Raw genomic sequence first — 26,461 nt, forward strand, 5'->3', positions numbered from 1 at the left:
AAGATCATAGTTAGCACTCCGATGTCATGAGTGCTAATTCCTAGTTTTATAGTACCTATTCCATTTTTTGAAGTCAACCGCTCCGTTAAAAATACATGCGCGCGTTTCTCTCTTTTTGCATAAAAAAAGAGCTATTCCCCAGCCGTCTGAAAGACCGCTGGAAAAATAACTCTTCTCTTCTTAAATCAGTTCGGATTTCTGAAGAAGTCTCTGCACGATGGCGGCGACTTCCGCTCTTGTAATCGACGCTTTCGGAGCCAGCTCCGTGGCGGTTCTACCAGCAAAGATGGCGCCCTGCAGGCAATCGGCCACGCCGCTTTTCGCCCATTCGGCAGTCGCTGCGGCGTCCGCATAAGGAGCCAGCGATTCCGCCGCTTCTTGGGACGGCAGCTTGTCCCGGAGGCCGGTAGTCTTCATCGCTTTTGCCATGATGACCATAGCTTGTTCACGGGTGATTTTGTCGGACGGACGGAACGTTCCGTCTTCAAAACCGCCGATAAGCTTGTACGCGTAAGCGGTCTGCACCGCAGCGCTGTACCAATCCGTTGCTTTCACGTCCGAGAAAGGCGCGGACGCTTTTTCCTGTTTAAGTCCCAGTGCCCGCACCATGATGGCCGCAAACTCCGCACGCGTAATGGCCGTATCGGGGTTAAACGTGCCGTTTTCGACACCGCTTACGACCATGCGAGAGCCCATATCGTTGACCGCATTCTGAGCCCAGTGCCCGGCAACGTCCCGGAATTCAACCGGATGCCAGATCACGGAGTAGGTGCTGTTCGTTAAACTGTTGATTTTCGCAAAATAGCGTCCGCCTACGTTTACGATCCGGGTCGGCACGTGACGGACGGTACCGTCCGCTTCCACGACAACACCTGTCGTAATCTTGCTCGGATCTACGCCATCCGGGATGGCGATCGTACGCTCCACGTAAGCGTTGAAACGGGACACTTCAACCGTTGTACCGCCGTAAGTCCCTTTCACCGCAAAGTTGAGCGCCGGAGCTACCAGCGTGAAATTCCCGTCGGCCGCCGAATTTTCGACGACTTTCAGCGTTTCCTTGGACGGGGTGGCAACTTCGATGCGCACTTTGATATCGTCCAGTGCGGCCGGCTTGCCGAGCTGATCCGACAAAGCGGAAACGTTGATTTGCTCCGCAGGGATCGTATACGTGATATCTCCGAAGGAGATTTTAACGACGGCCTGCTTCTGCTCCATGGCTTTCACCATTTGGCCCGTCAGTTCGCCGACGAGCACATCCGCTTTCTTGTCTTTCGCAAGCGGAATGGTCACGACGGCATGCTGGCCTTCGGACGCCAGTTTCTCGTCCAGCTTCTTCGGGTCCACCACAACCGTCAGTACCGACTGGCCGTTTACTTCGGTCGACTTCAAGGTTCCGGCACGTTCCGTCTTCCCGTTAACGAGGATATCGGCTCCGTCGTTAGCCGGTACTTCCGGAACGGAAGGTGTTGTCGGCGTTGGCGTGCTCGGTTCCGAGGAGCCCCCGCCACCTCCTCCGCCACCGCTCGAAGAGACATATGGCGTGACGGCATTTGATGAAGCCGAAGCCGCGCCATCGCCTGCCGCGTTAAAAGCTTTAACGGTGAACGTGTACGCGGTTCCGTTCGTAAGCCCGGTTACCGTGATCGGGCTGGCCATGCCGCTCACGACTTTATTGCCTGGCGAAACGGTGACTTCGTAGCCCGTGATCGCGTTGCCGCCGTCAGACGGCGCCGTAAAGGAGACGACCGCTTGGCCGTCGCCGGCCGTGGCGGTAACGTTTGTAGGCGCGGACGGAACGGTATATACCGTCAGAAGCGTTTCGTCAGAAGTGGTCGGGTACAGTCCTGACGCCGAGACGATGACGCGGTATTTGTTCCCGTTCATTTCCTGGGTCACAGGGAAAATGCTAAGGAGAGCTCCCGTTTCACCCGGTAAATCGTGAAAACCCGTTCCCGTGTTCACCTGCCACTGAAAGCTCAGATCACGTCCGTCCGCTTTCAGGGAAAGATTAATGCGAGCTCCCTTGGGAACCGACAGATCCTCCGGCGGCTGGTTCTTGATAACCGGCGGCACGATGGGCTGTGTCACAGTCAAAGTCGCGTCGTTCGAAATGGCTTGCAGCCCTCCCTTGCCCGTTACGACAACACGGTACCTATAGCCGTCCATTCCCTGCGAAACGGCCGCAATGTTCAGCGTCGCGTTCGTCTCGCCCGGCATGTCCTGGAAGCCATTGCCGCTGTCTTCCTGCCACTGGTAAATCAGCTTCGATCCCGTTGCGGTTACGCTAAAGCTGGCGGGGGCACCTTCCAGCACCGGCGGCGGACTTTGCGGATGGACTACAATTACCGGCGGCAAAGTCGGATTGGGAATACTCGGCAGCACCGTCAGCATCGCCGCGTTCGACGTTACCGACTGCCCGCCCGTACCCGAGACGACGACCCGGTAGGTGTACCCGTTCATGTTCATCGTGACGGCCGGAAGGTCCAGCACGACGCTCAACTCGCCCGGCAGGTTTTGGAATCCTTGTCCCGTATTCACCTGCCACTGGTAGGTCAATCCCATTCCCGAGGCCAAAACGCTAAAAGCAGCGGGCGCTCCTTCAAGCACCGGCGACGGGCTTTGCGGATGAATCATAATTACCGGCGGGAACGTCGGAAGCATCGGCACCACGTTCAGCACCGCCGGGGTCGACGTCACCGGCGGCCCGCCCGTTCCCGACACGACAACGCGGTAGGTGTACCCGTTCATGTTCGCCGTGGCGGCCGGAATGCTCAGCGTGGCGTTCGTATCGCCCTGCAGGTTTAGGAAGCCCATGCCGCTGTCTTCCTGCCACTGGTAAGTCAATCCCGTTCCCGTAGCCGTAACGCTAAAGGAAGCAGGCGTTCCTTCAAGCAACGGCGGGGTGTTTTGCGGCTGTGCCGTGATCATCGGCGGAAACGTCGGATTGGGAATCATCGGCACCACGTTCAGCACCGCCGCATTCGACGTCACCGACTGGCCGCCCGTACCCGACACGACAACGCGGTAGGTGTAGCCGTTCATGACCGGCGAAACGGCCGGAATGCTCAGCGTGGCGTTCGTATCGCCCGGCAGGTTTAGGAAACCTGACCCGATGTTTACTTGCCACTGGTACGTCAATCCCGTGCCCGTAGCCGTAACGCTAAAGGAAGCAGGCATTCCTTCAAGCACCGGCGGAGTGCTTTGAGGATGTGCCGTGATCACCGGAGGCGCGGCAGGCGGCGCCGAGCTTTTGACCGTCAAGGTAAAGTCCTTGGTCACATTTTCATTATTTCTGCTGATTTTCGCCTGAAGAACGGCCGTTACATCTCCTCCGGTCGATGGCGTCACTGTTCCCGTCGCGGGATCGATGACCCCGTTTCCTCCGGTCCAAGTGATTTGCGTGAAATGTGTACCCGCAGCCGGAAGGGTTACGTTCTGGGTAACATGTGCGGCACTGTCTCCCGTCGCATAACCGATCTCCAGAGCCGTCTTGTCATCTTGAAGAGCTCCGGACACAATCTGGCCGATCGTCGTGTCTATGATGGTTTGAATCTCGGCCGCAGCCGTATATCCGTCGGCAGGAATGCCGTCGAGTACAGCTTTGTCTACAACCGATTGCTCCGTGTAATCCAAAGCGGAATACTTGCTCAAATCCAAGCCGGGATTAACGAAAGTTCCGTCATTAACCCAGCTCAAAGCGGCGCTTACTCCGGAATTATCGGTAGCTTCATGGAGAAACAAAAAGAAATTTCTGTTATCTAAGGCGATGCCGTAAGCATCGCGCAGATCCGTAACCGTCGCAAAAGGACGCTTGCTGATCAGTTCATCCACGATAGCGTCGTTATCCGCTTTTCTGTTTGAGTCAAAAATATCCTTCTGCTGCACGGTTTCAAAAATATCGTTAGGATAATCCAGAATGGCTTGATACATTTCCGCAGCAATGACCGCCGCGTTATAAGCTGAAAGTCCGCCGGGAGGCGTCGCCTTAACCGGACCCGCTCCGCCGAACAAAACGGCGTTAAGCACAATCACGCTCATCAACATAACCGAAATCCATCGGAAAGAGGATTTTCTCTGATGCATACATTCACCTCATAATTTGTAGAAAATCTTGTTAACGTACTGACACAACGGCTATCAATGAAAATTTTTTCTCTCTTTATCTGAGCTTCGGCCAGCTCCTTCCCCCTGTTTTTAACATGGAAAATTGTATCAAGTATCACTGAACGGATTCTGGACAAAATTCGTCATTTTTCGCCAAAACCGTTCCGTTTCGGATATCGGCAGCCGCAAACCTGCTCTCCATAGGATTTCAGCCCCATAAAAAAAAGCCCAGCCGCTCAATAGGGGCAAAGGCTTCGTCCGGGATAACCGGAATCGCTCAGATGCTCTGCATCAAGTGTTTATACAGGTTGGTTGTTTCGCGGCCGGGCTCTGATCCCAGCTCTTCGCGGAGGGCGCTTGCGAACGCTTCATAATGCTTTTTCAGCGACAGCATATCACCCAGCCCGGCATGGACTTCCATCCCCGCCCGGCAAATTTCTTCCGAGAACGGCTCCTTTTTTTGGAGCAGCTCCAGCCGCCGGAGAGCGGATTGAGTCTGACCTGCGGATACTTCGTAAGCCGAGGCCAGAAGACTGGCCTGGATATACTGTCCGAGCAGCTGCGCCCGGTACGATTTGGCCCAGAAATAATCGTGCTCTTCCAAATAATCTCCACGGTATAGCTGAAGCGCCTGGTCCAGCCGCCGCCACTGCTCCCGCGACGTAATCTCGCCGACAGAGGCTCCGGCCAGGAACAGGTCCACATCGGTGCGGAAATCGTCCCCCGTGAAGCGATAGCTGTCGTGGGAATAATCGATGCCCGCTCCGATTCCCCAGGCTTTGAGCATTTTGCGCACCTGGTATACGGAGGTGTGTAGCTGGGTGACCGCTTTATCCAGAGAAAGCTCCGGCCATAGCGTCTCCAGAATGACATCCTTGGCCACCCGCTTGCTCCCGTGATGAACGAGGAAAGCGAACAGCTCCTGCGCTTTTTGCGTGCGCCATCTCAAGCTGCCGCCTGTACCGGCGCTTCCCGCCAGGGACAGCTGCTTAAAGCACAGCACGGCCGGTGCGCCGGCCGGCGCCGCCTCCCGGCGGACGGCCTGAAGCTGGCTAAGACGCGACTCCAGGCGGCTGACGGTCTTGGCGAACCGTTCCGGATCGACCGGCTTGAGCAGATAGTCGATCGCGCCAAGCTCGAACGCTTCGATTGCGTAGTCGTTATAGGCGGTTACGTAGACGATCTGCGCCTCCGGGTTCAGCCGGTACAGATGCTCCGCCGCTTCAAGGCCGTTCATCTCGGGCATCTCGATGTCCAAGAAGACGATGTCCGCCTTCTCGGCAGTCATATGTTCAAGCCCGTGCCGGGCCTGCGTATACATGCCCGCGACCTCCATGCGCCCATCCGACTGGAGCAGACGCTCCATCTGGATCAGGGCGGGCTTTTCGTCGTCAATCAGAATGGCCTTCACTGTTTTTGACCTCCTCCCGCATTCCCCCGGGTTCCCCCGTTATTCGGCACCCGGAATCGGACAATCGTTCCTCGTCCCGCCTCGGTCCGGATGTCGAGCCCTTCGCCGAACATCGTCAGCAGCCGGGTATGGATGTTGATCAGGCCTACCCCTCCCCCGGCCTCTGCCGACAAGAGGGATGCCGCGCGTCCGGGTTCCATCCCGACTCCGTTATCCGTAATTTCCACGAGCAGAACATCTTCCTTCTCCTCGACGGAAATTCCGATCGTTCCGCCTTCCGCACGCCTCATGATGCCGTGGCGAACCGCATTTTCAACGATAGGCTGGATGCTGAGCGGGGGGATCAGACGGTTCGGCTCGGACCGGATGTCGTATGTCACCTGCAGCCGTTCTTCGAAACGTGCCTTCTCCAGAACTAAATACGACTGAACGAGAGCCATTTCCTTCTGTAAAGGTACCAACTGGTCGCGATTCTGAAAATCGAAGCTGCCCCGAAGATAACGGCTGAGCTCCAGGAGGAGCTTCGTCGTTTTGTCCGGGTCCGAAGGCAGCAGCGCGATGATCGTATTCAGCGCATTGTACAAAAAATGCGGCTTGATCTGCGCCTGCAAAAACGCCATCTCCGCCGAGACCGCGTTCCGGACAGACTTGCGCATCTCAAGCAGGGTCCGCACCCGGGCTCTCAGTTCGTCGGCATCGACCGGCTTGCGCAGGAAATCGTTGGCACCCGCCTGGAAACCGGTACGCACATCCTCCGGCAGACTCCGTGCGGTCAGCAGCAAGACCGGGAGCTCGGCCAGCGAAAGACGGGCGCGGATCGCCCGGCACAATTCCAGACCGGACATGCCCGGCATCATCCAGTCGGCAATGACCAGGTCGATGGATTGCCCGGAGCCGATATGCGCCATCGCTTTGGCCCCGCCGTCCACCGCGATCAGCCGGTAACCTTCAACCGACAGCAGGTTGTACAGCACCTGCAGGTTGACCGGATCGTCGTCGACCAGCAGGACAGTCGCGTCGATTTGGCGGGCCCGCCGGTCCTCCCGGCCTTCGGGCAGGACGGCGGCGGCCGTTTCGTCCCTTGCCGCCGAAGCCCTGAAGCCCGCATCGGAAGACCGTGCCGCTTCCGGTGCGGCCGTAGTCGACGGAACGGTAAACCGGAATACGGAGCCTTCTCCGAGCCGGGATTCCGCTTCGATTTTTCCTTCACCCAGTTCGACCAGCTTCTTCGTAATACTCAGTCCGAGGCCGGTTCCTTCGTAATCGCGATCCCCGGGACCCACACCCTGATCATAGGCATGGAAGATTTCTTCCATGCGGTTCTCCGCGATTCCGATCCCCGTGTCTTTAACGAAGATGAGCACATGGCCGCTCTTCGTTACCGCCCCGATCGTGACGGTTCCCGCAGGAGTGAATTTCACGGCATTTCCGATCAGATTGTACAAAATTTGCTGCAGACGGTCTTCATCCGTCAGAAGCCAGGGCAGCCGGTCAGGCCATTCTTGCTCGAAACGGATGTCTTTGTGCCGGGCGACATGCGTCATAACCTCGAGTACGGCGTTCGTTGCGGCTTTGAGATCTACCGGCTGCCTCTTCAGCACAATTTCGCCGTTTTTAAGCTTGCTGAAATCCAAAATATCGTTAATGAGAAGAGTAAGCCTCCGACCCGTCGATACAATCATCGCCAGATCGTTCCTCTGCTTATCGTTCAAAGCGCCCGATGCGCCTTCCAGCATAGACTGGGCCATGTTGACCATTCCGTGCAGAGGCGTACGGAGTTCATGGGACGTATTCGCCATGAATTCATCCTTCAACCCGTCCAAGGAAAGCAGCCTGCGCGACAGCTGGTCCACCTCCACGAAAGTCCGGTTAAACCGCTGCGCAAGCAGGACGGCCTGGGTCATCACGAACAGCAGCATTTCGGCCGGAATGAGCAGCAGCCCTTCGTACAAGCCGACCAGGTTGAGCACGTACGCCGCTATGACCATCAGAATGCTCATCACACCGGCGATCATGAGCAAGGTGTCCTCGGAGCGCTTGCGCACGTCCCGAAGCAGAACGAACGCTATATAGCACATGCTGAGGAAGGAAACCGCCAGGATCAGCACCTCGAGCCGCGAGAAAACAACAGGCGGCAGCAGTAGACCCGCCAGCAGACCGGTCACAGTCACGGCGGAGCTCAGCCGCATCGCAAGCGGATGAACGCCGCCCGGTACGGCAACGGCTACATAGCGGAGTAAGAAAAAGTACACGAATGAAGACACCATAAGCTGCACCTTGAGCAGCCAGGTGTAGGAAAACCCCGGCCAGGCGGCGGCAAGCAGCTTCTCCCCGTGCGTAAGCACAAACAACAGCCCGACCAGACAGAACAGCCCCAAATAAAGCGAGGCCGGATCTTTCCTCCGCATCCTGTACAAAACCAGAAAATAAAGTCCCGGAATCAGGAAGCCCGCCATCGTCATCCACTCGGAAAATAATGCCGCTTCCCGGCTTTTCATGACGGACTTTTCGTCTCCGAACAAAATCGGAGTGAACATACCGCCGGAGGAATAGCTGTGGTTGGAGATCTGAACCACGATCTCGGCTTCACTGCCCTGCAGGTAGGAAAACCCCGTGTACGGGACGTTGTCGGGACTTTCTTCGGCGGCCGTACGGCCCGGCGTTCCGCTCGCTCCCACTTCCCGGCCGTTCACGAACACCCGGTTAGCCATGCGGATATTGCCGGTGCGGATGCCGTAAAGGGCCCCGTCGGTCTCGTTAAGCCGCACTTTAAGCCGAAACGTGGCATACCCTTCGGCGGCGGAATCCTCTTCCGTGCCCATATACGCATTCCATTTCCCCGGAATTTGCGCCATGCCGGTCGGCACGGGAGGCGTCCTTCCCGTTTCCGCGGAAGGATGAAAATCTCCGGGAACGAGCAGCTTCCCCCTGTAAAATTCCCACTCGCCGCTCAGCCTTACCGTCCCTTTGTCCGCAAAGTTCCAGGCTCTGAGATCCAACACCCCGCGGACCGCATCGGGATTCCGCTCGATCGACACGACGTGCTGAAGAACGGAATACACCGGCAGCAGCAGAATAAGCGCGGCTCCGAGTATAAAAAACAACGCTTGTTTTTTCATAGGTTAATCCACAGCTCATGAAATCGCTTGCAAAAACCCTGTAAGCCATCCCTGCAGCTCCTGTACCGCTTCTGGCCACCACACATGTGCGGCACCATAGACAAATTGCGCTCTCGTACACTTCTATAATATAAAGTCCCCATTGTCTTTCACCTGCCGGAAAAAAGTAGCGATGCTGTTGTATTGTACCACAGGCCGCGCCAGGTTTCTTTGGGTTCGGATTAAATCAAAGTTAAGAAATAAATCGTACCCATTCTCCCGCACGGGCTAGGCGGCAGCTAATTGACAATCCATGTGAGGTCTCCATTTCCAAAAAAAAAATGAGCCTCTAATTACATTAGAGACTCATCTGCCCGAATACCCGTATGAACGATCGTTACCGGTACGATTCGCCGCCCTAATCGCGCTCCACCAGCAGCGCCACGCCCTGGCCGCCGCCGATGCACAGCGAGGCCAGACCGCGCTTGCCGCCGCGCCGCTCCAGCTCGTGCAGCAGCGTCACGAGCACGCGCGCGCCGCTGGCGCCGATGGGGTGCCCGAGGGCGATCGCGCCGCCGTTGACGTTGAGCTTCTCCGGCGGTACGCCGAGCTCGCGCCCCACGGCAAGCGACTGCGCCGCAAAGGCCTCGTTGAACTCGAACAGGTCGATGCCGTCTATCGGCACGCCCGTCCGGTTCAACAGCCGCCGCACGGCGCTTACGGGCCCGAGGCCCATCACGGCCGGATCCAGCGCCGCCGAGGCGTAGCCCTTGATCCGGGCAAGGGGTTTCAGCCCCCGCCGGCCGGCTTCTTCGGCCGACATGACGACAACGGCGGCCGCCCCGTCGTTGATGCCGGAGGCGTTGCCGGCGGTCACGGTCCCGCCGGAGCGGAACGCCGGACGCAGCCGCGAGAGCGTCTCCGCGGTCGTGCCCGCGCGCGGGAACTCGTCGCGGTCGAACGGCAGCGGGTCCTGCTTCTTCCGCGAGACGGGGACCGGCACGATCTCGCTCCGGAAGCGTCCGGCCGCGGCCGCCTGCTCCGCCTTCTGCTGGCTGTGAGCCGCGAACTCGTCCTGCTCCTCGCGGGAGAGGCCGTACCGGTCCGCTACATTCTCCGCGGTTTCGCCCATGTGAATGTCGCACATGGCGCACCAGAGGCCGTCGCGGATCATGGAATCGACAAGCTTGCCGTCGCCCATGCGCAGGCCCGAGCGGGCGCCTTCCAGCAGGTACGGCGCCGCGCTCATATTTTCCATGCCTCCGGCCACCGCAATGTCGGCATCGCCGAGCATGACCGACTGGGCCGCCAGCATGACGGCTTTGAGCCCGGAGCCGCATACTTTGTTCACCGTAAGGGCAGGAACGCCGTCGGAAAACCCGCTTTTCAGCCAAGCCTGTCTCGCCGGGTTCTGCCCCAGTCCCGCCTGGAGCACATTGCCCATGATTACCTCATGGACCCGCTCCTGCTCCACTCCCGCGCGCTCCAGCGCTCCCCGGATAACGATGCTTCCGAGCTCCGTCGCGGGCACGCCGGCCAGGGAGCCCTGAAAACTGCCGATCGCCGTACGCACGGCGCTGACGATAACCGCTTCTCTGGTCATTTCGGATCACCCTTCCTGTCCGCAGGCTTCGAGCCGCTCTTTTAAAAGAGGGCCGAGCGTGAACGCCGCTTCGGTCTTGGCCCGGACTTCGTCCAGCTCCGCTTCTCCGAGCAGTTCGGCCAGCACCATACCCTCCGGCGTAAAATCGAATACGGCCAGATCCGTAATGAGCCGGTCCACCACTCCTCTGCCTGTCAAAGGAAGGGTGCAGGCTTTTTTCACCTTGGATTCCCCGTATTTGTTCACGTGTTCCATGATGACGACGATGCGCTTGGCTCCGCTCACCAGATCCATCGCGCCGCCCATGCCTTTGACCATTTTGCCCGGAATCATCCAATTTGCAAGGTCACCTTCGCCGGATACCTCCATACCGCCCAGAATAGCCAAGTCGATATGGCCGCCCCGGATCATGGCGAACGATTCCGCACTGTCGAAATAGGAAGCGCCCGGTACCGCCGTGACGGTTTCCTTGCCCGCGTTGATCAAATCCGGGTCTTCCTCTCCCCGTTTCGGATAAGGACCGATGCCCAGCAGACCGTTCTCGGATTGAAGCATCACTGTAATACCGGCGGGAATTTCATCGGCTACGAGCGTCGGCATGCCGATCCCCAGGTTGACGTACATGCCGTCCCGGATTTCCCGTACGGCGCGCTCCACGATTCTTTGGCGCGGATGGCTCATGCTGTCTCCTCCTTCGCTTCGCGGACCGTCAGACGCTCGATCCGTTTCTGATAGCTCCCGCCCTGCACGACATGCTGCACAAAAATGCCCGGCGTATGAATGTCATCGGGGTCCAGCTCTCCCGCCTCCACAATCTCCTCGGCTTCCGCGAGCGTGATTTTGCCGGCTGCCGCAGCCAGCGGATTGAAATTGCGGGACGTTTTGCGGAACACGAGGTTCCCCGCCGTGTCGGCTTTCCAGGCTTTCACCAGCGCAAAGTCGCCGGTGATCGCTTTTTCCAGAATATACGGCCGGCCCCCGAAATGTTTCTCCTCTTTGCCTTCCGCTACCAGCGTCCCGACGCCCGTCGCCGTGTAAAAAGCGGGAATGCCCGCTCCGCCTGCCCGGATGCGTTCCGCCAGCGTGCCCTGCGGCACCAGCTCAACCTCCAGTTCGCCGCTTAAGTACTGCTTCTCGAACGTTTTATTTTCTCCGACGTAGGAGGACACCATCTTCTTGATCTGCTTGTTAGCCAGCAGCAGCCCCAGGCCCCAATCGTCGACTCCGCAGTTATTGCTGACGACCGTAAGCTCGCCGGTGCCCTGCCGCTGCAGGGCCGCGATCAGATGCTCCGGTATGCCGCACAGGCCGAAACCTCCCACGATCAGGGTCGCTCCTTCGCCGATTACACGTACGGCTTCCTCCGCTGATTTCAGAACCTTGCTCATGTCTGCCCCTCTCCTCTCGCGTGATAAATTTCTCTCTCTACTGTGCCGTATAACCGCCGTCGATCAGCATGGACGTTCCCGTCACGCCCTTCAGCTTGTCGCTGGCGATGAGCATGGCGAATTCGGCGATTTCATCGACCGACAGGAGCCTTTTTTGCGGCACCAGCGGGTAGATGACCTCCTCCAGCACGCTTTCCAGGGGAACGCCCCGCGTTCTTGCCAGATCTTCGAGCTGGCCGCGTACGAGCGGCGTATCCACGTAGCCCGGGCACAGCGCGTTAACCGTGATGCCGTGCGCCGCGCTTTCCAGAGCCGCTACCTTCGTCAGCCCGATGAGTCCGTGCTTCGCGCTGTTGTAAGCGGCTTTGCCCGCGAAACCGATGACGCCGTTGATCGAAGCCATGTTGATAATCCGCCCGTACTGCTGTTCCTTCATAATGGGCAGAGCATGCTTGATCCCGATAAAAGCCCCCGTCAGCATCACTTTGATCATAAATTCAAACTTTTCCACCGGGAATTCTTCGATAGGCGCGACATGCTGCAGACCCGCGTTGTTCACCAGAATATCGAACCGGCCGTAGGTTTCGTGCGTTGTCCGGATCGCTCCGGCGAACTGGCTTTCGTCGGTTACATTGCAGGCGAGACCGATGGCTTCGTATCCTTCGTCCGCCAGCCGCCGAGCCGCCGCTTTAGCCTTTTCCTCCTGAATGTCGGAAATAACGACCTTGGCCCCCTCGCGGGCGAATGTGCGGGCGATTTCAAGGCCGATGCCGCTGGCCGCTCCGGTGATCAGAGCTGTTTTATGAGCCAAAAATGGGGTCATGACCGCCACTCCTTCCGTGAGTTTTACAGACCTGACTAAAATGAATACTGAAACAAGAAGCATCTAAATTACCTATGAACTTAACTGTTAACGGTTTAAAATATCGAACGGACGCCTCCGCTGCATTCCGGCCTCTTCCTGTTTACAAGAAAGACAAGACAGCGGCGAGAATAAGCACCGTGAGCGTTTTGACGACGGTTATCGCAAAAATATCCTTATAAGACTGCCGGTGCGTCAGTCCCGTGATGGCCAGCAGCGTAATGACCGCGCCGTTGTGCGGCAGCGTATCCATCCCCCCGGACGCCATCGAGGCGATCCGGTGCAGCCATTCCGGGCTGATGCCCGCCGCCTGGCCCGCGGCCAGGTACTGTTTGCCCATCACTTCGAGCGCGATGGACAGCCCCCCCGATGCGGAACCGGTGACCCCGGACAAAATATTGACCGACACCGCTTCGTTAATCAGCGGCTGAGAGCTGATGTTGAGGATGAAGTTCTGGATCGCTTTGAAGCCGGGCAGCGTCTTGACCACGTTGCCGAAGCCGACCTCGGAAGCGGTGTTGAAAATCGCCAGAAGCGATCCCATCGCGGCCGCCGTAAGCCCTGCCGCGAGCTTGCTCTGAACGTGCCGGACGTTGATACAGAGCGCCGCCGCGATGCCGATGAACAGGGCGATAATAAGCGCCCATGAAGATGCAACCGTTTTCACATTCGCGATGTTAAACGTTTTGAGAAGCTCCGGGCTGTACCAGGTGTTGACCGTCAAAAATCCCCGGCTCAGCAAGTAGTTGAACACCAGCACCAGCACGAGCGGTATGAGCGACACCCACAGGTTCGGGTAACGCTGGCCTTCGGCGGTTTCCGGCTCGTTCTTGTGTCCGGTTCCGTAGCCTTCGCCTGCGGCCGCCGCCTGCTTACGGCGTCTTTCCAGCCAGAACATGCCCGCCGCCAGCACCATGATTCCGCCCACAATTCCCACGACCGGGGCCGCGTAGGCATCCGTTCCGAAATACGTGGTCGGAATAATGTTCTGCACCTGCGGCGTTCCGGGGAGCGCATCCATCGTGAAGGTGAAGGCGCCGAGCGCGATCGTGCCGGGAATGAGCCGCTTCGGAATATCCGCTTCGCGGAAAACCGCCACCGCGAAAGGATAGACGGCGAAAGCGACCACGAACAGTGAAACGCCGCCGTAAGTCAGCACCGCGCAGGCCAGAACGACCGACAGCATGGCGCGTTTGGAACCGAGCACTTTGACGATGGACCGGGCAATCGAGGAAGCCGCTCCGTTCAGCTCCATCACCTTGCCGAAAATCGCCCCGAGCAGGAAAATCGGGAAGTACGTTTTAATATAGTTCGCCGCATTCGCCATATAGGTCTCCGTATAGCTCGGCATAAGCGCGAGCCCGGAAATGACCACGGCCAGCAGCGTAAAGATCGGGGCGAACACGATCACCGGATACCCCCGGTAAGCGAAAAACATCAGCAGCCCCAAGGCGAGTACAATCGCCACGACCTGAACAAACACCATGCGCCTTCTCCTCTTTTCTGTTAGAAGATCTCTTGTAAGCCCTTACATTCTTTTAAGTTGCGTGCCGCTTTCCATGAAATTCCGGGGCGTCCCCTGAAATTTGAACGTTCTGTGTCCGCTTCTAGTTTACACGGCAGGTGAGGCAAGGTAAAATTCAGACATCGAATAGCTACCATTCCAAAATTTTATGGCTGGGGATGAACGACCGTGGATGTAAGGAATCTCGCCTCCGTTCTGGAGGTCGCCAAACAGCAGAATTTCACGAAGGCCGCCGAAATTTTACATATGACTCAACCGACCTTAAGCAAGCTGGTCAAAAGCATGGAGGACGAGCTCGGCGTCACCCTGTTCGACCGCAGCGGCAAAACCGTCAAGCTCACCGACTCGGGTATCGCCGCCATCCAGCGGATGCAGGTCATCATCCAGTCCGTGAACGACCTCTACACCACGCTGGACGACGTGTCCCAGCTCAAAACGGGCACCATCCGCATCGGACTGCCGCCGGTGATCAGCACCGTCTTCTTTCCGCGCGTGATCGCGCCTTTCCAGCGGAAATATCCCGCGATTCAGTTCGTCATGATCGAGGAGGGCGCCAAAACCGTCGAGCAGCGCGTCCTGGACGGATCGATCGACATGGGCGTCGTCATCTCGCCGGACGAGGATTCCAGCCTGGGGCGGCTGCCGTTCATCCGCCAGCACGTCTCCCTCGTGCTGCATCGCGCGCATCCGCTGGCCGAACGTGAAACGGTCTCTCTCGCCGATTTGAGCCGGGAGCCGTTTCTGCTGTTCGCCAAAGGTTTCGCCGTGCGGCATCACGTCCTCGACGCCTGCCACAGCGCGGGTTTTCACCCGGCCATCGCCCACGAAAGCTCGCAGTGGGACCTCCTGGTGGAGATGGTCGCCGGAGGTCTCGGGGTCTCTTTTATCCCGGAACCGATCACTTCCAAAATAGCGAACCCCGATGTCCGGGTTATCCCCAAAACCTCGCCGGGCGTTCCGTGGAACCTGTACGTACTGTGGAACAAAGAAAGGTATATTTCTTACGCGATGCGGGAGCTTCTGGAATTCATCGGGGAGAAAGCGGAGGTTTAAGCCGGGGTACAGGAATCTACGTGCGCTACCTGCGAAACGAAGGTATGAAAAAAGACAAAAAAAGGATACCTGCCGGTGCGGGTATCTTTTTCATTTTGTCGCATAACTGAGCTTTTACTATAATCATTCCGGTTCTGTTGGTGGAGAAAATTAAACCTACAAAACGCCGACCTTCGTTCCTTGTCCGGCAAACAGCTTCTCGACGGCCTCCTGCAAGCGTTCCTTCTGGATCGGCTTGACCACGAAATCGCTGGCCCCGCTGCGGATGGCCTCCATGACAACCCGCTGCTGCCCCATGGCGGAGCACATGATGATTTTGGCGCCCGGATTGGCGGATTTGATGCGCTTAACGGCTTCCAGTCCGTCCATTTCGGGCATCGTAATATCCATCGTCACGAGATCCGGCTTCAATCGGCCGTAAAGATCGACCGCTTCCTTCCCGTTTTGGGCTTCGCCGATTACGGTGTGCCCCATCTGCTCCAAAAACATACGGACCAGCGTTCTCATAAATGCGGCGTCGTCCACAACCAGTACGTTCAAAACGCTCCCTCCTTCTGTCTGTTCCAATGTATCAAAACAAACTGAACAAAAACTAAACATGCCCCGAAAGGGTCATTTATTGATCTGAAAAGACACAAAAAAAGCCGGCTCCAAAAACCGGCAATGCATCATCGCCGTATTCTTAGGCCGACGGCGGATCAACCACCCGGCACAAGCGTGTAGTACGGCGCCGGATGACGGTGTTCAACCGCTTGTCTTTTGGGTGCTCCTCGTATTATTCAACCAAGTGCCTGTTCTCGTATACCGTAACCTCGCAGGCCGGTTCAAATCCCGCCCGTTTGTAGATCCCGATTCCGTCGGGCGAAGCCTGCAGGACGCAAAGCCGGGGCTTTCCTTTCTTTGCTTCACCGATAAGGAACCGAAACATGGCGGAGCCGAAGCCTTGTCCCCGGAAGTCCGAGAGAGTTGCGATATCGTAGATGCCGACGCTGTCATCCGTGAACACAAGCGTACCGGTACTGACCGGCCGACCGCGGTACAAGCCGATATACAGCTTCATAAGAGAAGCCCCCCACAGCGGCAGACGGGATATTTTCCGGTAAAAAGCCTTCACGTTAGCCCCCTCCTCCGACTCTCCGAACAACGAAGCCAACACGTCTCCGAATTGCTCCGCTTCCGCAGGGGATGCAATTTCTTTTACCCGGAATTCCGCCGGGCATTCAGTTATGGGATGAAGAGCATCCAAGTCCGCATACATCGCGATGTTCGTTTCCGCTTCTTTTAAACCCGCCTGTCTTAACGTCTCGAACGTGACGCTGTCTTTGCTTTCCCATGACCATAACGCCATCGGGTATTTTTTGTCCGTAAAATAATGAACCGTCTCTTCGAGGATAGCTTCGTTCTCCGCGGACAGGCGGGGTTGAAGCAAAACCGCCACGTTAAACGTATCCGAAGGGAGGCCGCAGTCCGCTCTTATGTATTCAGACGTTTGTTTAAGAGTATAGCCTTCTGCCCGGCCGGCGAAATAGGCGGCCTTCGCAATGAAATTATCCCGGATTAAACGGGCTGATTGGCCCTGCGCTGTGTTCATGCCGATGTCCTCCTTGCTCCCGTGCTGCAGCCGCAGCCGGTTCGTGAGCGTGACGTTTATTAATGACACCTAATTAAGGAATGAGAGAAAGCGAACTTCCCTCCCGCCTCACTCATTCCTTCCTTTTATTCTTCCATTCTAGCACACCTATCCCCTTTGCTCTCCCCGCCTACTACCCGAATTTTTCTCGAAAATCCCCGGCTCTCCAAGGGCATCCGATTGTATGAAAGAAAAAAAGTATCGCGCTGCCGCCCCCCTATCGTACCTGCAACTTCCCTTACCGAACCTGCCACTGGCCTTTCTTCCTGCCCGCTCATCGAAATTTTATGCAATTAACCAAAGTTAATTCTCAAGTCCTATCGTTTTTGCTAGACTGGACCCTGCTACTTATTTGCGGCCGTCTGAGAAATATTTCTTTCGGCGGCGGCAACCGCATTTCTCAAAGGAGTGATGACATCTTCATGTCTAACAGGCTGCGCAAAATATGGGGGACGACTGTCCTCATAGGAGGGATACTGGCCGGATGGTGCCAAACGGCGAATGCGGCCGTCATGATGGAAGCTCTTCCCGCTTCTGCCGATTTGCCCTCAGACCTGGCGGGAGTTTCGGCAAGCGGTGTGCTGAACGGCAGCATCCTTGTAACCGGCGGTCAATATAGCCGGAACAATTCGTTCGCCAAAAACTCGTACACCTTCTCGCCCTCGACTCAAACCTGGTCCACTTATGCTCCCGCGCTGAACTTGGCCTACCACACCCAATCGGAGATGAAGGACGGAAGAGTCATCATCACGGGCGGCAACGCCTTTCTCAGCGGCACCGGGTACGTGTACAACAATTTGACGCGGATTTATAGCCCGTATACAAACGCCTGGACCCAAGCGTCCAATTTGCCCAAAAATATGCTCGGCAACTCGCAGAGCACACTGCCCGACGGCAGAATCGTCAGTGTGGGCGGAGCGGACTCCATTTTCTCACCGGGAAGCAGTACGCTTTACAACAACACGTACATCTACGATCCCGCCGCCAACACCTGGACGGAAAAAGCACCCCTTCCGATCGGCATTTACGGAGCAGCGCAAAGTACTCTGGCGGACGGCCGTATCCTGTTAACGGGGGGCTTGAGCGGATACGTTTATTCGTTTGCTTCCTATATTTACGACCCGGCCGCCGATACCTGGACCAAAGCAGCCGGTCTGCCTTATCAATATAACGACCTTTTCTTCCGGCATGCCCAGGTGACTCTGCCTAACGGCAAAGTGCTCGTCATGGGCAATTACAATTTCTATTTGTATGATCCGATCAGCAACACATGGGCCCAAGACACTCCTTCCCTTAAAAGATTGCAAAACGCCAAAATGTCGCTGACCGGCGGCAGCGTGTATGTCATGGGCGGGTACGACGAGAACTACGGCCTCAACACGACCGTATACAAGCTGTCGTTTGATTTCACGGCGCCTACGGCTCCCGTTATCACAACGTCCTCGGCGGACTGGTCTCTTGCGGATGTCACCGCGACCCTGACGGCCGGTACGGATGCGGATTCGGGCGTGAAGCAGACGGAATACAGCTTGTCCGGGGTCACCGTGCTTGACTGGACGCCTTATGCGAACGGAGATGTGATCACCGTTTCGAATTCGGGAGAAACCACGATCAGCGCCCGAACAATCGACAAAGCGGGCAACGCAAGCAGCGTGACGACCGCCGTGGTGAAGGTAGATAAGACGGCGCCGACGGCGCCCGTTATAAAAGGAGCCAGCTCCGCCTGGACCAACCAAAACGCGTCGATCACCCTCACACCCGGTACGGACAAAGGCGGATCGGGCGTACAGCGATCGGAATACAAGCTTTCAGGCGGCACCACCCAGGACTGGGCGCCTTATACGGGAGCTGTTCCGATCGGCACCGAAGGAATTACGACGGTACACGCGCGGACAATCGACAACGTGGGCAACGTCAGCGCCGAAAGCACGGCCGACGTATCCATCGATAAAGCTCCGCCGACCACTCCTTCCGTTCAGCCAGCGGTGTCCGGCTGGAGCAAGGACAACGTGGCTGTAACGATCACGCCCGGCACCGACGCCCGGTCCGGCGTGAAGCGCACCGAGTACAGCCTGTCCGGTGCAAGCACGCTCGGCTGGACGGCTTACACGGGTCCCGTCACGGTAAGCGCCGAAGGTCAGACGACCGTCAGCGCGCGCAGCGTGGACGAGGCCGGCAATATCAGCCAGCTCGCTACCGCTTCCGTGAGCATTGACAAGACGGCTCCCGGAGCGGCTACTGTCACTCCCGCCTTCACTTCCTGGACAGCTTCCGGTGTTCAAGTCACCGTTAAGCCCGGAACTGACGCGGGATCGGGTGTGTACCGCACCGAATACAGCCTCTCCGGCGCGACGACGCTCAGCTGGGTGACGTATACGGGACCGGTCACCGTCACCGCGGAAGGAATTACGACCGTTCACGCCCGCGTCATCGATCAGGCCGGGAATATCAGTACGATAACGACGGCCGACGTCAAAATTGACCGGACGGCACCCGGAGCGCCCTCCATCTCTCCCGCCGGAACATCCTGGGTGTCATCGGATGTTCTCGTGACGCTGACGGGAGGGGACTCAGTCTCCGGTCTGAATCGGTTGGAGTACAGCTTGTCCGGCGCCGTCACTTCCGGCTGGAAAACATACACCGGGCCCGTGACCGTAACGGCCGAGGGCCAGACTACGCTCACAGCCAGAAGTTTCGACAATGCCGGCAACGTAAGCCAGACGGCGACGGCTGTTATGCGAATCGATAAAACAGCCCCAACCGTTCCGGCGGTCACCCCCGGAACAACAGGGTGGACAGCGGCGGCAAGCGTGCCGGTCACGGTTAATGCCGGAACCGATACAGGAGGCTCGGGAGTCAAAATAACGGAGTACAGCCTGTCCGGCGCCGTGACCAAAGGCTGGACGGCTTATACGGGGCCCCTCACCGTTACGGCTCCGGGCCAGACCACCGTCATCGCAAGAACGACGGATGGGGCCGGGAACGTCAGCGGAGAAGGGACAGCCACCGTCTCCATCGACCGGACTCCTCCCGCCGCTCCGGGAATCACGCCGTCCGAGACGGGCTGGACCTCCGCGTCCGGCGTATCCGTAGCGATCACGCACGGCGCGGATACCGGCGGGGCCGGCGTGAGCCGGACGGAGTTCAGCTTATCCGGCGCGGAGACGCTCGGCTGGACCGCCTATATCGGGCCGCTGTCCGTCAAGGCCGAAGGACAGACCACCGTTACGGCCAGGACGGTCGATAAAGCGGGCAACGTCAGCTTGGTGTCCTCGATAGTCGTCAAGATCGACCGGACTCCTCCGGGCGCTCCCGCTATTACGGCACCCGCGGATCAGGCGCTGCTGAGAAACATTTCCGTCATTACCGGAACGGCCGAGCCTTCTTCTTTCGTCGTGCTTACCATCGACGGAAAAGCGTATCCTGCCGTGCAAGCAGACACCGCGGGCAAGTTCACCTACACCCTGCCCGCTCAACTGGCGGACGGAACGCATACCGTTACGGCAGCCGCGTCTGATGCGGCAGGCAATACGAGCCCGGCAAGCGGTACGGTAAGCTTTACCCTGGATACGGCGGCCCCCGCCGTGCCTGTAATCTTGTTCCCTGTGGACGGGACTCTGACTAAAGACGCCAAACCGGTCATTTCCGGAACGGCGGAAGCCCGTTCGTTCGTTCATATTTATATGGACGGATCGCTTAAAGCCGACGTCCAAGCGGATAGCGCGGGGATCTGGAACTATGCCGGAGCCGATTCGTTAAAAGACGGTATGCACACCGTTCGTGTATATGCATCCGATAAGGCCGGCAACAACAGCCCCTCGACGAAGGCGGTAACATGGACGGTCGACGCGACGCCGCCACCCGCTCCAGTCGTGCTTACCCCCGCGGACGGATCTAGCACAAACCGGAACCAGCCGGTGATCAGCGGCACAAGCGAACCCGGCTCCCTCGTCCGGGTTGAGCTGGACGGCACCACATCAGCGGGATCGGCGACGGCCGACGGAACCGGGAAATGGTCCCTTACCTCGGCTGCGCCGCTTGCCGACGGAACCCACTCCCTCCGGACATGGGCTGAGGACAAAGCAGGCAACGCCGGTCCGTATTCCGGACTTCTGCGGTTTACCGTAGATACGCAGGCGCCTGCGGCGCCCGTCATTCTGAAGCCGCTTGCGGACGCGCTCTTAAATACGAAGACGCCCAAGGTGGAAGGTCATGCCGAAGCGGGCGCGTTCATCAGCGTAGTGCTGGACGGCAGTATCATTCATACCGTTACCTCCGGTCCGGATGGCAGCTGGGTGTACATTCCGGCTTCCGCACTTGCGGACGGATCGCACACCGTGAAAGCATCGGCGGCCGACGCCGCAGGCAACAGAAGCGCGTATTCGGCCGAAACGACCTTCCGCATCGACGCTACGGCACCAGCCGCACCGGTCATCACGGAGCCTGCGCCAGGAACCGTCACGAATGTGAACCGGCCCCTCATCCGGGGAACGGCCGAGGCAAGCGTGACCGTGAATGTATATGTGGACGGCACCCACTCCGGAATCACGACAACCGGTACGGGCGATAGCTGGAGCTTCAGCCCTGGGGCCGCTTTATCCGCAGGGACACATCGGCTCACAGCTATTGCGGTTGATGCCGCAGGCAATGAAAGTCCTTTATCGCCCGAAACGGCATTTACCGTTGTTTCGTCCAATGCCGCACTTCATTCGCTGAGCCTCGGCGGAGCCGCTCTGAATGAAACGGTGACCGGCTCCACTTACCGGTACACGGCTCAAGTGCCTCATTCGGTAACGGTCACCTCCATACAGGCCACGGCGGAAGATGCGCAGGCAGCCGTACGCTTGCTGAAAAACGGGCAGCCGGTGACCAATCCGGTTGCCCTGGAAGTGGGCGACCAGACTTTTACGGTCGAAATCACGGCCCAGGACGGAGTGACGGTAACTCCCTATACGGTCACCGTAACGAGGGCGGCTTCCAGTGAAGTGACCTTGAGTGAATTGACGGTGACGTCGGGTGAGCTCACTCCCCGTTTTGACGGCGCAACGACCGTTTACTCGACCACGGTTACCAACGATGTGTATGCCGTTACCGTCGGAGCCAAAGCTTCCAGTTCCGTGGCGACCGTGACGATCAACGGCACGGCGTTCGGCGGAAATGCCGGCAGCCTTCCCCTTCAATTGAAGGTCGGCTCCAATCCGGTCACCGTTACGGTAACCGCTCAAGATGGCGTCACGACGCAAAGCTATCAGCTGGAAGTGAGCCGCGCTCCGAGCAGCAACGTCTTGCTCAGCGGACTGATTCTTTCGGAAGGCAGCCTGGAACCCGCTTTCGACAGCGGCATGGTTCATTACCGGTCGGCTGTCAGTCCGGAAACGGCAAGCCTATCCGTGACGGCTTCCGTCTACGAACCGAATGCGACTCTCGTCGTTAACGGCCTGTCGGTTGTCAGCGGACTGCCTTCTGTGCCGCTTGCGCTCAAGCCCGGCGTGAATCCTATCACGGTTGTCGTGACGGCTCAAGACGGGATCACGACCCAGTCCTATGTAGTGGACGTGACCCGTCAGCTTAGCTCGAATGCCGGTTTGACCGGACTTGAACTGTCGGCGGGTCGGCTGAGTCCCGCTTTCGACGGAGACACATCGAATTACGCACTGACCGTTGATTACGAAAACGATCGGACGACCGTAACGGCTTCCGTTTACGATCCCGATGCGCTAGTGACGGTCAACGGAGTTCCGCTCCTCAGCGGAAAACCTTCGGCACCGCTCGCGCTGCGTGTCGGAGCCAACCCGGTACAGGTCACCGTCACGGCGCCGGACCGGCAGACGGTACGGACGTATGACGTCCTGATCACCCGCCAGTCCCGGCAAGATTCCGGCGGCGATTCGCCAGGCACTTCACCCGGAGGAACTCCTCCGACGGAAGAGCCTAAGCCGCCCGTAGATCCGGGGCAGCCGCAGCATCCGGGAGAACCCGGCGACACCGGCAAGCCGGGCGATCCCGGGATACCCGGCTTGCCGGAAGTTCCGGGAGGACTGAGCTGTCCTTCTCCTCCCCCGCACCCCGTGGCCTTCAAGGATATGCAGGGTCACTGGGCGGAGAAAGAAGTCGCCAGCGCGGCGGACTGCGGCATCGTCAGCGGCTTCGAGAACGGAACGTTCCGGCCGCAGGAGCAGGTCACGCGCGCCCAGTTTACCGTGATGCTGACGCAAGCTTACGCGGAGGCTCTGCGCCAGCCGGAGAAGCCGGCTCCCGCCTCCGGCTTTGCGGACAGCGCCAGCATCCCGGCCTGGGCCGCCGAGGCCGTCGCGCTCGCGCAGCGCGCAGGCATCGCCACCGGCTACGGGGACGGCACGTTCCGGCCCGATGCGCCGGTCACCCGCGCCGAGATGCTCACCTTGGCGGCCAAAGCCGCCCAGCTGCAGCCGGTTCCGGTCGGTGCGCTGCACGAGCTGTACGCCGACGCGGACGAGATCCCCGGCTGGGCCGCAGGCTACGTCGCCGCCGCCCAGCAGAAAGGGCTCGTGCAGGGACGCGGTCCCCGCACGTTCGACCCGCTGGGCTACACGACCCGGGCGGAAGCGGTCGCCCTGCTTCTGCGCATGCTTGAGTCGAAGTAAGCGACGGGGCTCGTCCGGCGACCGACGTGACGCTTTGAGGAACTGCCGGCCGCAGCCGCGCCTGTCGAAGACGGCGAGAACGCGGACGGCTGTGCACAAGCTCGCAGGCATGAAGGTCGTCACCCGTCACGACAACGTGGGATTCGACCGCCGTGCAGTACCGCAACGCGCGCCTGGAATTCGCGCACATAGAAATACGCGGACAGAGGTACGCGGAGCCGCAGAAGGCATTCTCCGCTGCCGGCTCGCATTTTCGAAGCGAGGCCCGACCTGCTTCGCGCGTTCAAAAGCAAAGGCTGCCGAGTAAACCCGGCAGCCTTTTTTTATACACATAGTTCCTAAGACCTAATAAATATCCCGCAAAACCTCAACCTTGCACCTGCCTCTGCCGATAAATAAGGAATATACCTTACATTCTTTGGGAGAGATCTTTCATGAAAAAAAACGCAGCTCTGGGTACCCTCATTATTATGAGCCTGCTCATCGCCATCGGCGTGCTGGGGTACCAGCTTTATCAGAAATCTCAAGGCCTGAAAGCCAGCGTGAAACCGGCTGCTTCCAACCCGCCCGTAGAGGCCCAAACTCCGGCTCAGGCCGGCGGCAAACAGGAAGAGCAGGCCAGCCTTGTGCTTGCGTTCGAGCAAGCCTTGTATGCGGCGGAACGTTCGGCAGGCGAAGCCAAAAAAGAAGCCGATCGGGAAATCGGCAAGATGAACCAGAATGTGATGCCGGATTCGGCGGTCATTTTGAAAGCCTATGATCAATTTTCGAACGTAGCGGAAAAAGTCCGGAAGATTCCCGTTCCGGCAGGACTCAACCCTGCCATGACAACCGAGCTGGAAGCCGCCAAAGAGAAGTACGCCCAGGCTTACGACCACAAAGCCCAAGGCATGTATTCGCTGATGGACTATATCAACACGACCAAAGCCGGATCTGCCGTAACCTACGGGGATCATATTAAGCAAGCGGACGCCCTGCTGTTTGACTCCGTCGGTACCGTCATCGCCATGCAGCAAAAGCTCGGAGTCGACTTTTCCAAAAAAGAGACGCCCGCTCAGAAGACCCAAACGGCCGCGCAGGAACCTGTGTCGAGTCCGTCGGCGGGCTCCTCCGAAGCATCCTCAAGCAAGGACGGTTCCGCGTCAGCGAAGCCGGCATCGCCATCGACAGACAAGTCGACATCGTCACCCGCAGCAGCCGCTAAGCCCGTACCGTCACCATCGGCAGCGCCGAAACCGTCGCAGGCTCCAAGTTCCGCAGCTCCGGCCGCGCAGGCCCAAGAGCCGCTTTCCATAGCCGGCATGAAAAAAGGCTATTTCGGCGGCATCGAATTCGGACTCGGCACGGACTTCAAAGACGTCGTGGCCAAGTGGGGCAAAGTCAAACAAGACCAGCATCGGGAAGGCGGCGCAGGCTACCTGTACAAACCTTGCAATTGTTCTATTTTTGTCGGGAAGCAAAATAAAATTTCAGCCATTGAGCTCAATACGCCCATGACCCTGCAAAAAGTCATCGACCGGCTCGGCAAACCTTGGCAGGAAGGATGGGACCCGATGGATGACTCTTACATGTTGGTTTACCAGTTTAGCGGGAACAAGGAGCTTTACGTCGAGACTCAAGTCACAACTGACAATCCCGACGCTCCCCCGCCTCCGCGCAGCGCCAAAACCGCACGCATTAGCCTGATTCAGAAATGAACGAATCTGCACAAAAAAAGGAGCTTCGGAGTTTCAGTTTATCTGAGACTCTGAAGCTCTTTTTTTGTTAAAGGAACTTCTCGATAAGACAGGCCTCCACCATCGACATCCGTTCTTCGTAGCCTGCATTTCAATCCACGCACCTGTAAGGGGTGGACTCCGTTTTTTAACCAAAAAATGGCCCAAAACGATTTACTACCAAAAATAATATAGAGTTTAACTCTTCTATCCCGAACAAAAAAATACCTTATTATGTTTAAATCCCTTTTTATAGATAAAATTCGAATCATCCTAGTAAATCATGTTCACTTCCCCTTCGCACTAGAGAAAGAGCAGAACTTCGAGATCAAGCGATACCTTAATGCCGATGATACGCTCTACCTTGGTTTTATACTGATTGTCCAATCAAAAAAACTTTAGATTCTGCGCCCCTCAGGATAGCCCTGATTCTTAAATAAGCGATACGCATAAAAAGGAAGGAAGGGCTCCGGAGTTTCAATTTGTCTGGGATTGTAGAGCTCCTTTTTTAATAATGGTAGGAACATAAGATTAACATAATTCGGCACCCTGTTTTACTTGCCTGTACTTGTTTTTGTCACTTTCTCTACTTTCCAAGTATCTTCATTTTTTACTAGCTCAATCGTGTACGAAATACCGGTACCCATCCTTTTGGTCGAATTCACGGTAACTTTATCTGAGGTTGTTTTACTAAGGCGAATGCCAAGTGCCAGATCGTTTCTCCCATAGATAAAATCTTCGGGGAGTTGCTGAACCGACGCATTGTACCTTTGAGCCACACGCTCGAACAATTTTTTCCTTTCTGTTTCACTTATTGCTTCTAAAGTTTCTTTGCTATAGCTCACACCGGTAAATTGGTTGTTATAGTTGGCGTCTTGCTCGATTGTGGCTACGGTTGATAAAAATAATATTTCGCCGACATCAATAGGGTCTTTGCCGCTAGAACATCCTATCAGATTGAGACCTGTTAACGAAAAACACATGAAAATTAGAAGTATTCTTTTCATTATTTTCCCTCTCCCCTATATGAAATAGGCACATTCGGACAATCTTTGTTTAAAATCAGGTTAAATTAATAGTCCCATAATTATTCGAAAAATATTATGAACACAGAATACATTTTAAAGCTATCAAATCATTTCGAGTAAATAGATACTATTTACTTTATTTGTAAAACAAACAGTTATCTATGATGGATCTTTTGACGATAACAAAGCCTCTTCTGCAAGACTTGATGAACTTCGTATGGGTTCGGTTGGTAATACTTATACAATTGAAATTCAAGGAATGGCTTTGGTGCCTATAATACTAAGCTTACACAAAAATCAATTTATTACGATTTGTGGTATTCTTATAATTAAGAATTTTGCTAAACGGGGGCGCAAGGATCCAGTAAATCCATGTGTGCCCCTTTTCTATTAGTTTTGCAGGAGGTGAAGATAATTAGAA

General features: G+C 57.2%; 14 protein-coding genes. 3 read left to right on the plus strand and 11 right to left on the minus strand.

All coding sequences use genetic code 11. From position 1 onward, the window contains the following. Positions 1 to 180 precede the first annotated feature (180 nt). From HMPREF1207_RS08855 to HMPREF1207_RS08890, 8 genes are all read right to left on the minus strand, one after another. Complete coding sequence (locus HMPREF1207_RS08855) at positions 181 to 4,083, minus strand: S-layer homology domain-containing protein (protein ID WP_009675091.1); 3,903 nt, start codon at positions 4,081 to 4,083, stop codon at positions 181 to 183. A 298-nt stretch (positions 4,084 to 4,381) separates the two neighbouring features. Next, positions 4,382 to 5,515, minus strand: a complete 1,134-nt coding sequence (locus HMPREF1207_RS08860; protein ID WP_009675098.1) for a response regulator — start codon at positions 5,513 to 5,515, stop codon at positions 4,382 to 4,384. Continuing rightward, positions 5,512 to 8,634: a hybrid sensor histidine kinase/response regulator gene (locus HMPREF1207_RS08865; RefSeq protein ID WP_009675124.1), complete on the minus strand. Its 3,123-nt coding sequence runs from the start codon at positions 8,632 to 8,634 to the stop codon at positions 5,512 to 5,514. The genes HMPREF1207_RS08860 and HMPREF1207_RS08865 overlap by 4 nt, the downstream gene beginning before the upstream one ends. Before the next feature lie 397 nt (positions 8,635 to 9,031). Next, positions 9,032 to 10,216: an acetyl-CoA C-acetyltransferase gene (locus HMPREF1207_RS08870; protein WP_009675090.1), complete on the minus strand. Its 1,185-nt coding sequence runs from the start codon at positions 10,214 to 10,216 to the stop codon at positions 9,032 to 9,034. Positions 10,217 to 10,222: 6 nt separating this feature from the next. Next, the gene (locus HMPREF1207_RS08875; protein WP_009675076.1) at positions 10,223 to 10,897 is read right to left on the minus strand and encodes a 3-oxoacid CoA-transferase subunit B; all 675 of its coding nucleotides are present in this window, start codon (positions 10,895 to 10,897) and stop codon (positions 10,223 to 10,225) included. Beyond that, on the minus strand, positions 10,894 to 11,604 hold the full coding sequence (locus HMPREF1207_RS08880; RefSeq protein WP_009675121.1) for a CoA transferase subunit A: 711 nt from the start codon (positions 11,602 to 11,604) through the stop codon (positions 10,894 to 10,896). Before HMPREF1207_RS08880 ends, HMPREF1207_RS08875 begins: the two co-directional genes overlap by 4 nt. Positions 11,605 to 11,641: 37 nt before the next feature. After that, the gene (locus HMPREF1207_RS08885) at positions 11,642 to 12,427 is read right to left on the minus strand and encodes a 3-hydroxybutyrate dehydrogenase (protein ID WP_009675136.1); all 786 of its coding nucleotides are present in this window, start codon (positions 12,425 to 12,427) and stop codon (positions 11,642 to 11,644) included. 142 nt (positions 12,428 to 12,569) lie between these two features. Next, positions 12,570 to 13,949 (minus strand): GntP family permease, encoded by a 1,380-nt coding sequence (locus HMPREF1207_RS08890; protein WP_036739873.1) that lies wholly within the window; start codon positions 13,947 to 13,949, stop codon positions 12,570 to 12,572. Positions 13,950 to 14,159: 210 nt separating this feature from the next. Here HMPREF1207_RS08890 and HMPREF1207_RS08895 point away from each other — a divergent pair, with 210 nt between their 5' ends. After that, the gene (locus tag HMPREF1207_RS08895) at positions 14,160 to 15,044 is read left to right on the plus strand and encodes a LysR family transcriptional regulator (protein ID WP_009675105.1); all 885 of its coding nucleotides are present in this window, start codon (positions 14,160 to 14,162) and stop codon (positions 15,042 to 15,044) included. A gap of 156 nt (positions 15,045 to 15,200) precedes the next feature. Here the strand turns inward: HMPREF1207_RS08895 and HMPREF1207_RS08900 are convergent, their stop codons facing one another. Then, a complete protein-coding gene (locus HMPREF1207_RS08900; RefSeq protein WP_009675073.1) occupies positions 15,201 to 15,584 on the minus strand; it encodes a response regulator in 384 nt (127 codons plus the stop codon). A 235-nt stretch (positions 15,585 to 15,819) separates the two neighbouring features. Beyond that, positions 15,820 to 16,635: a GNAT family N-acetyltransferase gene (locus HMPREF1207_RS08905; RefSeq protein ID WP_009675129.1), complete on the minus strand. Its 816-nt coding sequence runs from the start codon at positions 16,633 to 16,635 to the stop codon at positions 15,820 to 15,822. A gap of 461 nt (positions 16,636 to 17,096) precedes the next feature. Between HMPREF1207_RS08905 and HMPREF1207_RS08910 the strand changes: the two genes are divergently transcribed. Together HMPREF1207_RS08910 and HMPREF1207_RS08915 are read left to right on the plus strand one after the other, a co-directional pair. Then, complete coding sequence (locus tag HMPREF1207_RS08910; RefSeq protein ID WP_009675084.1) at positions 17,097 to 23,297, plus strand: OmpL47-type beta-barrel domain-containing protein; 6,201 nt, start codon at positions 17,097 to 17,099, stop codon at positions 23,295 to 23,297. A 434-nt stretch (positions 23,298 to 23,731) separates the two neighbouring features. Further along, positions 23,732 to 24,994: a hypothetical protein gene (locus tag HMPREF1207_RS08915; protein WP_009675081.1), complete on the plus strand. Its 1,263-nt coding sequence runs from the start codon at positions 23,732 to 23,734 to the stop codon at positions 24,992 to 24,994. A gap of 572 nt (positions 24,995 to 25,566) precedes the next feature. On the opposite strand, the gene HMPREF1207_RS08920 is transcribed toward HMPREF1207_RS08915, so the two are convergent. Then, positions 25,567 to 26,019: a hypothetical protein gene (locus tag HMPREF1207_RS08920; RefSeq protein WP_009675123.1), complete on the minus strand. Its 453-nt coding sequence runs from the start codon at positions 26,017 to 26,019 to the stop codon at positions 25,567 to 25,569. Between the last annotated feature and the right edge of the window lie 442 nt (positions 26,020 to 26,461).

Source organism: Paenibacillus sp. HGH0039 (genome assembly GCF_000411255.1).
Taxonomy (GTDB): domain Bacteria; phylum Bacillota; class Bacilli; order Paenibacillales; family NBRC-103111; genus Paenibacillus_F.

Bases quoted from the DNA above. Each gene is read 5' to 3' on its own strand.
- HMPREF1207_RS08905 (WP_009675129.1), bottom strand. From the start codon at position 16,635: ATGAACACAGCGCAGGGCCAATCAGCCCGTTTAATCCGGGATAATTTC.
- HMPREF1207_RS08920 (WP_009675123.1), bottom strand. From the start codon at position 26,019: ATGAAAAGAATACTTCTAATTTTCATGTGTTTTTCGTTAACAGGTCTC.
- HMPREF1207_RS08865 (WP_009675124.1), bottom strand. From the start codon at position 8,634: ATGAAAAAACAAGCGTTGTTTTTTATACTCGGAGCCGCGCTTATTCTG.
- HMPREF1207_RS08885 (WP_009675136.1), bottom strand. From the start codon at position 12,427: ATGACCCCATTTTTGGCTCATAAAACAGCTCTGATCACCGGAGCGGCC.
- HMPREF1207_RS08910 (WP_009675084.1), top strand. From the start codon at position 17,097: ATGTCTAACAGGCTGCGCAAAATATGGGGGACGACTGTCCTCATAGGA.
- HMPREF1207_RS08875 (WP_009675076.1), bottom strand. From the start codon at position 10,897: ATGAGCCATCCGCGCCAAAGAATCGTGGAGCGCGCCGTACGGGAAATC.
- HMPREF1207_RS08855 (WP_009675091.1), bottom strand. From the start codon at position 4,083: ATGCATCAGAGAAAATCCTCTTTCCGATGGATTTCGGTTATGTTGATG.
- HMPREF1207_RS08915 (WP_009675081.1), top strand. From the start codon at position 23,732: ATGAAAAAAAACGCAGCTCTGGGTACCCTCATTATTATGAGCCTGCTC.
- HMPREF1207_RS08880 (WP_009675121.1), bottom strand. From the start codon at position 11,604: ATGAGCAAGGTTCTGAAATCAGCGGAGGAAGCCGTACGTGTAATCGGC.
- HMPREF1207_RS08870 (WP_009675090.1), bottom strand. From the start codon at position 10,216: ATGACCAGAGAAGCGGTTATCGTCAGCGCCGTGCGTACGGCGATCGGC.